This window comes from Duganella fentianensis, from assembly GCF_009857835.1.
GTDB lineage: Bacteria > Pseudomonadota > Gammaproteobacteria > Burkholderiales > Burkholderiaceae_D > Rugamonas > Rugamonas fentianensis.
In genome coordinates, this window is the sequence record NZ_WWCL01000001.1 from 880389 (window position 1) to 891769 (window position 11381).

Genomic DNA, 11381 nt, shown 5'->3' on the forward strand with positions numbered 1-11381 from the left:
GCCCGCGCAGCGGCGTAAGCCGCGACACTAGGACGACTTGCGTACCCGCAGATACCATTCGCACAGCAGTCTGACCTGTTTGGCCGTATAGCCTTTTTCCACCATGCGGGCGACAAAGTCCGCATGCTTGTTGGCATCTTCGGCACTGGCTTTGGCATTGAAGGAAATCACCGGCAGCAGTTCTTCCGTATTCGAGAACATTTTTTTCTCGATCACACTGCGGAATTTTTCGTAGCTGGTCCAGGCCGGATTCTTGCCGCCGTTATTGGCCCGCGCACGCAAACCGAAGTTGACGATCTCGTTGCGGAAATCCTTGGGGTTGGAGATGCCGGCCGGTTTCTCGATCTTTTCCAGTTCGTTGTTGAGCGATTCGCGGTCGAAACTCTCGCCCGTATCGGGATCGCGGTATTCCTGATCCTGTATCCAGAAGTCGGCAAAGGTCACGTAGCGGTCGAAGATGTTCTGGCCATATTCGGAATAGCTTTCCAGATAGGCCGTCTGGATTTCCTTGCCGATGAATTCCACATAGCGCTGCGCCAGATGCTCTTTGATGTAGGAGAAGTAGCGCTGCTCCGTTTCGGGCGGGAACTGTTCCCGTTCGACTTGCTGTTCCAGCACATACAGCAGGTGCACGGGGTTGGCCGCCACTTCCGTATTATCGAAGTTGAAGACTTTAGACAGGATTTTGAAGGCGAAGCGGGTGGATAGCCCGCTCATGCCTTCGTCCACCCCGGCATAGTCGACGTACTCGTGCATGGACTTGGCTTTCGGGTCCGTGTCCTTGAGGTTTTCGCCATCGTAGACGAGCATTTTGCTGAAGATGCTGGAGTTTTCCGGATCTTTCAGGCGCGACAGAATGGCGAACTGGGCCATCATCTTCAGCGTGCCCGGTGCGCACGGCGCCTGCGCCAGCGAGGAGTGGGCGATCAGCTTGTCGTAGATCTTGATCTCGTCCGTCACGCGCAGGCAGTAAGGCACTTTGACGATGTAGATACGGTCCAGGAAAGCCTCGTTGTTGCGGTTGTTCTTGAAGGTCTTCCATTCCGACTCATTGGAGTGGGCCAGGATGATGCCTTCGAACGGAATCGCGCCAAAGCCTTCCGTGCCTTTGTAATTGCCTTCCTGCGTGGCTGTCAGCAAGGGGTGCAGCACCTTGATGGGCGCCTTGAACATTTCGACGAATTCCATCAGGCCCTGATTGGCCAGACACAGGCCGCCCGAATAGCTGTAGGCATCGGGATCATCCTGCGAATAGTCTTCCAGCTTGCGGATGTCGACCTTGCCCACCAGCGAAGAAATATCCTGATTGTTTTCATCGCCCGGTTCCGTCTTGGAAATCGCCACCTGTTTCAGTACGGAAGGGTAGCGCTTGACCACGCGGAACTGGTTGATGTCGCCATTGAATTCATGCAGGCGCTTGACAGCCCACGGGCTGGGGATGTTGCGCAGATAGCGTCGCGGTATGCCGTAATCTTCTTCAAGCAGCGTGCCATCTTCCTCTTCGTTGAACAGGCCCAGCGGCGATTCGTTGACGGGCGAACCTTTCAGGCAGTAGAACGGCACATGTTCCATCAGCGATTTGAGTTTTTCCGCAATCGATGATTTACCGCCGCCCACCGGCCCCAGCAGGTACAGGATCTGCTTGCGTTCTTCCAGTCCTTGCGCGGCATGGCGGAAATAGGACACCACCTGTTCTATCACTTCTTCCGTGCCGTAGAACTCGCGGAAAGCCGGATAGATCTTGATGACCTTGTTGGCAAAGATGCGCGACAGCCGCGTATCGTTGCGCGTGTCCACCAGCGTGGGCTCGCCGATGGCGGCCAGCATGCGCTCCGGCGCGCTCGCATAAGTCAGCTTATCTTTTTTGCAGAGCTCGAGATATTCCTTCATGGACATCTCTTCTTCTCTGGTGCGTTCGTAGCGTGCGGCGTAGTTGTCAAAAATGGTCATTTGTATGTCCTTTTTTAATGTGAACCTACTGGTCGCGTGAACCGGTTAATGGTGGCCGGTTCGGAACGATGCCTACCTTTTCTGATCTTCTTATTCTTCTGGCCCGCTTCTTTATGTATTACGGATTGCCCGTAACGATGAGCTGGCTTTATTGCCGGACGGCTTATATGTGTGGTGCGTAATGCTTCTTACGTTTGTGAAATTGATTATTGCGCTATTGGATACGGAAGTCAAAATAATTGTCGTGCTGTGGCGGGCCACTTCTTATGTCACAGTAGCACGCTTGCGCGTGGTCTGCTGATCGCAGCGCAAACGGAGCAGATGACCAGCAGGCACAGGGCTTTCTGACGCACAGCGCAGGCATGCGCTAAGATGTGCCCATTCAATTCTACGCAACAGGAAAACCGACCATGCTGAATCCCCAATTGCGCACGATCGTGCAGCAGATGCCCAAAGCCGAACTGCATATCCACATCGAAGGTTCGCTGGAACCGGAGCTGATCTTCGCGCTGGCGCAGCGCAACAATGTGAGCCTGGCCTACCCCAGTGTGGAAGCGCTGCGTGCCGCCTATGCCTTCACCGATCTGCAGTCCTTCCTCGATATCTATTACGCCGGTGCCAGCGTGCTGCTCAAGGAACAGGATTTCTACGACATGACGGCAGCCTATCTGCAGCGCGCTGCGGCGGACAACGTGCGCCACGCGGAAATCTTCTTCGACCCGCAAACTCACACGGCACGCGGCGTGCCCATGCAGACCGTGATAGCCGGCATCTACCGTGCCTGTCAGGATAGCCCCGTCTCAGCCACGCTGATCCTGAGTTTCCTGCGCCATCTGTCGGAGGAGGATGCGTTTGCCACGCTGGAAGCAGCGCTGCCGCACCGCGACAAATTTATCGGCATCGGGCTCGATTCTTCCGAGCGCGGCAACCCGCCGGAAAAATTCGCCCGCGTCTTTGCACGCTGCAAGGAACTGGGTTTCCATCTGGTAGCCCATGCCGGCGAAGAAGGCCCGCCAGCCTATATCAGCACGGCACTCGATACCTTGCAGGTGGAACGTATCGACCACGGCGTGCGCTGCACGGACGACGCTGCGCTGGTACAGCGGCTGGCGCGCGAGCAGGTTGCGCTCACCGTCTGCCCGCTATCGAACATCAAACTGTGCGTATTTGGCGACATGGGCCAGCACAATCTGCTGCAATTGCTCGATGCCGGCATCATGGCCACCGTTAATTCCGACGATCCGGCCTATTTCGGCGGCTATATGAATGCCAACTTCGAAGCGGCCTTCGCAGCCTTGCCGCTAGGCCTGCACCATGCGCAGCGGCTGGCGCGCAACAGCTTTGCGGCAGCCTTCCTGCCGGCCGCGCAGAAGCAGGCCTTGCTGGACGAAGTCGACGCCTATTTCGCTGCCCTGTAAGCCCCCATGTTTGCGCTCGCCCTGAAAATGACTTTGCGCGACTGGCGTGCCGGCCAGTTGCGTTTCCTGCTGATGGCGCTGACCGTGGCCGTGGCGGCACTCTCGGCCACCGGTTTCTTCATCGACCGGCTGCGTGCGGGACTGGACCGCGATGCGCGCCAGCTGATAGGCGCCGATGTGGTGATCAATGCCGATCTGCCCGTCAATCCCGCATGGCGCGCGGAAGCGCAGCGGCGTGGTCTGGTGCTGGCCGATGTGGTCAGCTTCGTCAGCATGGCGCAGGTGGGCGAGGGCGAGCAGTCGCGCTCCGTGCTGGCGGCGCTGAAGGCGGTCGGCGCCGGCTACCCATTGCGCGGCCATCTGCGCACCAGCACCGATCTGCTGGCCGCCCAGCAGGGGCAGGGCGAGACCACGCAGGATGTGCCGGCGGCCGGTACGGTGTGGCTGGATCCGGCCCTGCTGGGCAGCCTGTCCACCCGCGTGGGCGAGCAGCTCAAGCTGGGCGACCGCAGTTTCACCATCACCCGTTTGATCGCGGCCGAGCCGGACCGGGGCGCCAACTTCATGGCCTTTGCTCCGCGCGTATTGCTGGCACTGGACGACCTGCCCGCCACCAATCTGATCCAGCCCGGTTCGCGTGTGACCTACCGCCTGCTGGTGGCCGGCGCCGCTGGCCAAAAGGCCGGCACGCAGGCAGCAGGCCTGTTTGGCGAGTGGCTGGAGCAGCAGATCAGCGCCAACAATATCAAGGGCGTGCGGATAGAAACGCTGGCCAGCGGCCGCGGCGAAATGCGCGCCACGCTGGAACGGGCCGACCACTTCCTGTCGCTGGTGGGTTTGCTGTCAGCCTTGCTGGCGGCCGTGGCCGTGGCCATGGCGGCGCGCCGCTTCATGCAGCGCCACCTCGATGCCTGTGCCATGCTGCGCTGTCTGGGCCTGACCCAGAATCAGGTGACGGCCATGTATCTGATCGAATTTCTGCTGGTGGGGCTGGCCGGCAGCCTGGCCGGCGTGCTGATAGGTTATGGCGCCCACCATGTGCTGCTGCAGGCACTGGCCACGCTGGTCGGCAATGAATTACCGCCACCTTCGCTGTATCCGGCCCTGCAGGGACTGGGCACGGGCGTGCTGTTGCTGGCCGCGTTTGCCCTGCCGCCTATTCTGCAACTGCGCAAAGTGCCGCATAACCGCGTGATACGGCGCGAGCAGGAGCCGCCGCGGGTGGCGGCGCTGGCTACCTACGGGCTGGGTCTGGCCGGTTTCTGTGCCCTGCTGTTCTGGCAGGCCGGCGATGCCCAGCTGGCGCTGTACACGGCGCTGGGTTTTGCTGCTGCCTTCGGCCTGTTTGCACTGGTGGGCTGGCTGGGACTGGCCGCACTCAAGCCACTGCGCGGCCTGATCGATCACCAGAGCTGGCGCTTTGCCCTGACCTCGTTGCAGCGCCGCCCCAGCGCGACGCTGGTGCAGGTGGTGGCGCTGGCGCTGGGACTGATGGCGCTGCTGGTGCTGACGGTGGTGCGCGGCGATCTGATGACGGCCTGGCGCAAGGCCACGCCGGCCGATGCGCCCAACCGCTTCATCATCAATATTCAGCCCGAGCAGTCGGCTGATATTGCGCGCCGGCTGCAGGCAGCAGGCGTCAGCTATGCGCCCCAGTATCCTATGATCCGTGGCCGTCTGACGGCCGTGAACGGCGTGGCCGTGACGGCCGACACTTATACGGATGAACGGGCGCGCGGTCTGGCCGACCGCGAATTCAATCTGTCCACCATGGCGCAGATGCAGGCCGAGAACAAGATCGTGGCGGGGCAGTGGTTTGCCGACCGGCCCGGTGCGCCGGAAGCCTCGGTGGAAGAAGGCATTGCCAAGACGCTCAAGTGGCAGCTGGGCGACAAGCTGCGCTTCGATATCGCCGGCGCGCCGGTGGAAGCGACCATCACCAGCCTGCGCAAGCTGGAATGGGGCTCGATGCGGGTCAACTTCTTTGTGATTATCAATCCGGCGGCCATGACGGAAGTGTCGCAAAGCTGGCTCACGGCCTTCCATCTGCCGCTGGCGCAGGCCGGCCTGATGAATGCGCTGACGCGCGATTATCCGAATCTGACCATCGTCGATGTGGGCGCCATCCTGCAGCAGGTGCAGCAGGTGCTCGACCAGGTCATTACGGCGGTGGAGTTCCTGTTCATCTTCACGCTCGCTTCCGGCCTGCTGGTGCTGTATGCGGCGCTGATGGGATCGCAGGATGAACGCACACGCGAAGCGGCGCTGCTGCGCGCGCTGGGCGCCACCCGCGCCCAGCTAGCGCAGGCCCAGCTGATCGAGTTCCTGCTGGTGGGAGGGCTGTCCGGCCTGCTGGCGGCCACGGCGGCCGCCGTCATGGGCTGGGCGCTGGCTACCTACCAGTTCAAATTTGCCTGGAGCTTCACGCCTTCGGTCTGGCTGATAGGCTTGCTGGCCGGCGGCCTGTGCGCCATGGCCGGTGGCTGGCTGGGCCTGCGCAATGTGCTGCGCCAGCCGCCGCTGCAGACGCTGCGCGAAGCCTGAGTGCCTAAGCTGCCATCGCCTCAGACGCTGCTGCATTCGGGCGTACGGCGCAGGCTGAGAAAAGTGGCATAGGCATACGGCGGCTGCTGGAAGTAGTGCGCGGGCAGGTCGAACAGGGCCCAGTAATACGTCTGCCGGCCTTCACAGACTTGCGCCGCCGCGCAGTAGCGGTGCCACTGGTCGCCGATGTCGGGCCGGTACATGGTGTCGCCGTGCGGATCGTGGAAGAACGGCAGCACGCGCTTGGATAGCAGGGCTTCCAGCAAGGCGGGGGGGGCATCGCTGTCGCGCGCGATTTCAAACTGGGCAAACATGCCTTCGGCCGTTTCTATCATCAGCAAACGGGTTTTGCCATGCTGATCGATCAGCAGTATGCCGCTGGGATTGGGGAATACATAGTGTTCGACGATGCCGAGACGGACCCGCAGCGTGTCGATCAGGCGGGCCAGCACGGGATCGGTGAGGAAGTGGTAGTGGTGCAGCAGCACCAGATCGCGCAGGGTTTCTTCGCGGTCGTCGAAATAGGCGTGCTGCAGGGTGCGGATCTGCTGTTCCAGCTGGTCCAGCGCCTGCGGATCGCTCTTCTGGATGTAGCGGTCGATCAGGCCGCGGTTGAAGGCGTTGACGGCGATCTTCTCGTCGGCCGCTCCGGTGAACAGTATCTTCTTGCAGGGCAGGTGGGCTATTGCGGCGCAGAATTCCAGTCCGTTCATCTGCGGCATCGAGTAGTCCACCACCACCACGGAAGGGGTGGCAAAGCGCTGGGGCTGTTCGCAGATGCGGTAGATCCACTCCAGATCGATGGCCACATTGCACTGGTCGGCCGGCAGATTCTGCATGTCGAAATTCACCTGCAGCGGCACCCGCTCCGGCAACCGTTCGCGCCCCAGCCAGCGCTGGGCGGCATGTGCATCGTCAAAGGCCAGTGTGGGCAGGACGGGATCGAGCTGGAATGACAGGCTGCGCAAAAAGGAGCAGCTATCGTCGACCAGCACGGTCAGAGTGGGGTGGGCGTAGACGGGAAAATGCATGACTTACCTCGCGGGTGCTGACTGGGGGGAAATTCGAGTATGAAGATGGCGTAGGCCTGCTCGCGCGTGACGCAGCGGATGCGGCCATTCCAGGCGCGCAGTATGTCCTGGCAGAGCGCCAGACCGATGCCGCTGCCGTTGTGTGCCGGATAGGAGTAGAAGCGGCGGAAGATCAGCGGCAGGTGGTGGGACGCAATGCCGCAGCCGGTGTCGATGAACAGCAGTCGGGGCGGCTGGTGCTGGCCATCGATGATGATGCGCACCCGTCCTTTGCCGGCGCGCTGTATGGCTTTCAGGGCATTGCGGAGCAGATTGAGCAACACCACCACCGCCAGTTCGCTCTGGCCGGCGAACTGGAAATCGCGGCGCAGCTCGATGACGACGTGATGTTTCTGCGCGTCGCTGACAAACGGATAGCGCTGCAGCATGGCGTCCACCGTGGCGTGCATGGGCAGCATTTCGACTGCACGCAGATTCTGCCGCACGGCACCGGCACTGAGCAGGAACAGATCGATCATGTGGTTCATATGGCGCACTTCGAACTGTATGCGCGCCAGCGCATCGATGGCGCCCAGTTTTTCCTCGCCGTTGCGGCAGATGCCTGTGCTCACCATGCGCAGCAGCCCGCGCACATTGGCATTCACGCTGCTGAGCGGGGTGCGCAGTTCATGTGCCACGCTGGCCAGCCCTGCACCGAGGCCGGCCAGCTTTTCCTGTGCCAGCATGTGGCGGCTTACTTTGGCCACGGACAGCACGGCCATGGTGAACCAGTGGATGGGGAGCTGCTGCAGCGCGGCCTTGCTGAGCAGGGTGGCGCTTTCGCCCATGATGCTGGCGGCAAGGCAGGCCGCCAGTGTGCCGGCCAGATAGGCTTGCAGGGCCAGCGCCGTTTCGAAGTGGAACAGCAGCACCAGCGCAATCAGCAGCGATTCGCCCCAGACGCCGGAAGCGTGGTTCATCAGGAACATGAAGGTGAAGAAGAAGGGCAGCACATAGCTGAGGGTGAGCAGCAGATAGGCACGCAGCACGGGTGGCCGGTAGCGCCGTGCGAACAGGCCCAGCATGCAGAGCGCGATGCCGAGCGCCCGCAGCGGCAGCGATTCGTATTCCTGCGGGAAAAAATGGTGCCAGATCAGGTAGTAGAGCGGCATGCTGACCGTGCCTATGCCCGCCAGCAGCAGCACGCGCTTGGTGGCATGCCGCTCCTGTCCATGGTATTGCAGCAGGTTGTGCACGCACGCTTGCAGGCGGGACTTGCTGGAGGCGAAAAGGTTGAGGGGCATGAGGGGATTGATTTTTGTCAAAGCGCCATCATCGCCTGATTTTGTTGCGTGTTTGAATCTATCGGATCAGCCATTGATCAGCATCAAGTGTCCGATCTTTTTTTGGCCTCAAGGTAGTTATTGATTTCATTTCGTTAACAAACCTTGGGGAGTCTAGCTGATGAACAACGCCATCCTGTCCAGTAACGTAGCCGTAGCGGCAGAGCGCCGCCTGCCTGATTTTGTCGAACGCCGCATGGATCTGCACCACGTCACGCGGATCGAGCAATTGCTGGGCGGCGAGCATCCGCATGCCTGGCAGCCCACGCCGGCCGATGCCGTGTATCTGGCGGGGAATGACTATCTGTGTCTGGCCGATGAGCCCTCACTGCGCTACGCCCAGCTGGCGGCACTGGTGCAGACCCAGGGCGAGTTGCTGATGTCGGCCGTGTATCTGCAGCAGGGCAGTGCCCAGCACCGGCTCGAGCAGCGGCTGGCCCAGTGGCTCGGCACCGAGGACTGCATACTGACCCAGTCCGGCTGGGCCGCCAATGTGGGGCTGGTGCAGACGCTGGCCGAACCGGGCATACCGGTCTACCTCGACATGCAGGCTCACGCTTCCCTGTGGGAGGGCGTGCAGTCGGCGGGTGCCCAGCCGGTGCCGTTTCTGCACAATGATCTGGGCCATCTGGAAAGGCAGCTGGTCCGCCATGGCCGCGGCCTGATCGCAGTCGATGCGCTGTACAGCACCAATGGCAGCGTGGCACCGCTGGCCCAGCTGGTGGAGCTGGCCGAACGCAGCCACAGCATGCTGATCGTCGATGAATCGCATTCGCTGGGCACCCACGGGCCACAGGGTGCAGGGCTGGTGGCGGCGCTGGGGCTAAGCGAGCGCGTGCACTTCCGCACCGCATCGCTGGCCAAGGCGCTGGCCGGACGGGCGGGGCTGATCAGCTGTTCGCAGCGCTTCAAAGGCTATTTCCTGTCCGAGTCGCGCCCGGCCATTTTCAGTTCCTGCCTGCTGCGCCACGAGCTGGCGTGGTTCGACGCGGCGCTGGACTTCATCCGTCTGGCCGAGCAGCGCCGCGCCACCCTGCAGCAGCATGCCGGCCATGTACGTACGGCGCTGGCAGAGCTGGGCTTTAATGTCAGCGACGGCACGGAGCAGATCATTGCACTGGAAGCGGGGCCGGAGCCGCAGACGCTGGCCCTGCGCAAGGCGCTGGAGAAGCAGGGCGTGTATGGCGCCATGTTCTGCGCTCCGGCCACGGCCAAGAACCGTTCGCTGGTACGGCTCACGCTCAATTCCGGCCTGACTGCGGCGCAGCTGGAGCAGATCATTGCTGCCTGCGCTGCCGTGCGCGAAGAACTGGACTGGCAGAACTGGTCGTCGACGCGGCGCTTGCGCAAGCTGGCGCTGGTGTGAGTGTCAGGGCCGCTGTGGTGCGTTATCATGGCGGCTATGACTGAATCTCGAACTCTCTACGAAGTAATTGGCGGCGAAGCGCGCGTGCGCGAGATGGTGGATCGCTTTTATGATTTGATGGAACTGGAGCCGCAGTTTGCCCTGCTGCGCGCCACCCATGGCAGCTCGCTGGACAATGCGCGCGAGCGCCTGTTCATGTTCCTCAGCGGCTGGATGGGCGGGCCGGATCTGTACATCGAGGCGCATGGCCACCCGCGCCTGCGCATGCGCCACATGCCGTTTGCCATCGGCACCAAGGAACGCGACCAGTGGCTGCAGGCGATGGCGTGGGCGATGGAAGATGTGGGCATAGACGAAGCTTTGCGTCTGCGTCTGATGGAATCGTTCTATCAGACGGCAGACTGGATGCGCAACAAGCCGGATTGATGCCATGGGCCAGATAGAATTTTTCGTGCTGTTGCTGTTGCTGGCGGCCGTGCTGGTGTTGCAGGTGCTGGCGCTGTTGCGCGCGCGCTCCGCCCAGAATGGGGCACAGGAGGCAGGACTGGCGGAACGGATAGAACGGGTGGAACGCGAAGTACGCCTGCAGCTGCAGGCCACGGCGCAGGCTAGCCATGGCGCCACGGTGCAGCAGTTCGAAGGGCTGCGCCGCCAGCTGGAAGCACAGGGGCTGGTGGGCCGTGAAGAACAGAGCCGCAACCTGAAACTGTTCGCCGACAGCATGAACCAGACGCTGGCGCGGCTGACCGAATCGAATGCGGCACGCATGCAGGAAGTGCGCGCCACGCTGGAAGCCAAGATCCGTGATCTGCAGACGGATAACGGCGCGCGGCTGGAAGAGATGCGCAAGACGGTGGATGAAAAACTGCATGCCACACTGGAAGCGCGCCTGAGTGCATCGTTCCAGCAGGTGTCGGAACGGCTCGAGCGCGTGCATCAGGGGCTCGGTGAAATGCAGCAGCTGGCACTAGGCGTGGGCGATCTGAAACGGGTGCTGACCAATGTGAAAACCCGTGGTACCTGGGGCGAAGTGCAGCTGGAAATGCTGCTGGAGCAGGTGCTCACGCCGGACCAGTATGCCAAGAATGTGGAAACCATTGCCGGTAGCGGCGCGCGGGTGGAGTTCGCGCTCAAGCTGCCGGGCCAGAAGGATGGCGGCGTGCCCGTCTGGATGCCGATCGATGCCAAGTTCCCCAAGGAGCAGTACGAACGCCTGCTGGAAGCGGCCGAACAGGCCGATGCCGATGGCGTGGCGCTGGCCGGGCGCGAGCTGGAACGGGCCGTGCGCGGGGAAGCGAAAACCATTGCGGAAAAATATCTGGCACCACCGCATACCACCGACTTTGCCATCCTGTTCCTGCCGACCGAAGGGCTGTATGCGGAAGTGATGCGCCGTCCCGGACTGGCCGACGAACTGCAGCGCGTGCACCGTATCAGCATAGCCGGGCCTTCGACGCTGTCAGCTCTGCTCAACAGCCTGCAGATGGGCTTCCGCACGCTGGCGCTGGAGCGCCGTTCATCGGAAGTGTGGCAGGTGCTGGGGGCAGTGAAGACCGAGTTCGCCAAATTCGGCGATGTACTGGCGGCCACCAAGCTGACGCTGGAACGGGCCGCCAAGAATATCGAATCGGCCGAAACCCGTAGCCGCCAGATGGCGCGCAAGCTCAAGACCGTGGAAGCACTGCCTAGCGAAGCGGCGCAGCTGCTGCTGGGCGCGCAGCCGGAAGCGGGCCAGCACGACGCCGATTGA

At 62.0% G+C, this 11381-nt stretch carries 8 protein-coding genes; 5 read left to right on the plus strand and 3 right to left on the minus strand.

The window, feature by feature from the left end:
• Nucleotides 1-27 precede the first annotated feature (27 nt).
• A complete protein-coding gene (locus GTP23_RS03815; RefSeq protein ID WP_155433225.1) occupies nucleotides 28-1950 on the minus strand; it encodes a PrkA family serine protein kinase in 1923 nt (640 codons plus the stop codon).
• Between the two features lie 410 nt (nucleotides 1951-2360).
• Between GTP23_RS03815 and GTP23_RS03820 the strand changes: the two genes are divergently transcribed.
• The gene (locus GTP23_RS03820) at nucleotides 2361-3368 is read left to right on the plus strand and encodes an adenosine deaminase (RefSeq protein ID WP_161033925.1); all 1008 of its coding nucleotides are present in this window, start codon (nucleotides 2361-2363) and stop codon (nucleotides 3366-3368) included.
• Nucleotides 3369-3374: 6 nt separating this feature from the next.
• Nucleotides 3375-5912: an ABC transporter permease gene (locus tag GTP23_RS03825; RefSeq protein ID WP_161033926.1), complete on the plus strand. Its 2538-nt coding sequence runs from the start codon at nucleotides 3375-3377 to the stop codon at nucleotides 5910-5912.
• Nucleotides 5913-5932: 20 nt separating this feature from the next.
• Here GTP23_RS03825 and GTP23_RS03830 read toward each other — a convergent pair whose 3' ends face one another.
• Both GTP23_RS03830 and GTP23_RS03835 read right to left on the minus strand, forming a co-directional pair.
• Entirely contained in the window at nucleotides 5933-6943 is a 1011-nt protein-coding gene (locus GTP23_RS03830) for a response regulator (protein WP_161033927.1), read from the minus strand.
• The gene (locus GTP23_RS03835) at nucleotides 6910-8226 is read right to left on the minus strand and encodes an ATP-binding protein (RefSeq protein ID WP_161033928.1); all 1317 of its coding nucleotides are present in this window, start codon (nucleotides 8224-8226) and stop codon (nucleotides 6910-6912) included. The genes GTP23_RS03830 and GTP23_RS03835 overlap by 34 nt, the downstream gene beginning before the upstream one ends.
• Nucleotides 8227-8386: 160 nt before the next feature.
• Here GTP23_RS03835 and cqsA point away from each other — a divergent pair, with 160 nt between their 5' ends.
• Genes cqsA through GTP23_RS03850 form a run of 3 tightly spaced genes read left to right on the plus strand, consistent with a single transcriptional unit; the run spans nucleotide 8387 to nucleotide 11381 of the window.
• Nucleotides 8387-9631, plus strand: coding sequence for an alpha-hydroxyketone-type quorum-sensing autoinducer synthase (cqsA, locus tag GTP23_RS03840; protein WP_161033929.1), 1245 nt, complete (start codon nucleotides 8387-8389; stop codon nucleotides 9629-9631).
• A 27-nt stretch (nucleotides 9632-9658) separates the two neighbouring features.
• Complete coding sequence (locus tag GTP23_RS03845; protein ID WP_161033930.1) at nucleotides 9659-10057, plus strand: group II truncated hemoglobin; 399 nt, start codon at nucleotides 9659-9661, stop codon at nucleotides 10055-10057.
• A 4-nt stretch (nucleotides 10058-10061) separates the two neighbouring features.
• Nucleotides 10062-11381 (plus strand): DNA recombination protein RmuC, encoded by a 1320-nt coding sequence (locus tag GTP23_RS03850; protein WP_161033931.1) that lies wholly within the window; start codon nucleotides 10062-10064, stop codon nucleotides 11379-11381.

What these genes read in the sequence shown, in the direction of transcription:
- GTP23_RS03815 (WP_155433225.1), bottom strand. Translation starts at nt 1,950, where the DNA reads ATGACCATTTTTGACAACTACGCCGCACGCTACGAACGCACCAGAGAA.
- GTP23_RS03820 (WP_161033925.1), top strand. Translation starts at nt 2,361, where the DNA reads ATGCTGAATCCCCAATTGCGCACGATCGTGCAGCAGATGCCCAAAGCC.
- GTP23_RS03825 (WP_161033926.1), top strand. Translation starts at nt 3,375, where the DNA reads ATGTTTGCGCTCGCCCTGAAAATGACTTTGCGCGACTGGCGTGCCGGC.
- GTP23_RS03830 (WP_161033927.1), bottom strand. Translation starts at nt 6,943, where the DNA reads ATGCATTTTCCCGTCTACGCCCACCCCACTCTGACCGTGCTGGTCGAC.
- GTP23_RS03835 (WP_161033928.1), bottom strand. Translation starts at nt 8,226, where the DNA reads ATGCCCCTCAACCTTTTCGCCTCCAGCAAGTCCCGCCTGCAAGCGTGC.
- cqsA (WP_161033929.1), top strand. Translation starts at nt 8,387, where the DNA reads ATGAACAACGCCATCCTGTCCAGTAACGTAGCCGTAGCGGCAGAGCGC.
- GTP23_RS03845 (WP_161033930.1), top strand. Translation starts at nt 9,659, where the DNA reads ATGGCGGCTATGACTGAATCTCGAACTCTCTACGAAGTAATTGGCGGC.
- GTP23_RS03850 (WP_161033931.1), top strand. Translation starts at nt 10,062, where the DNA reads ATGGGCCAGATAGAATTTTTCGTGCTGTTGCTGTTGCTGGCGGCCGTG.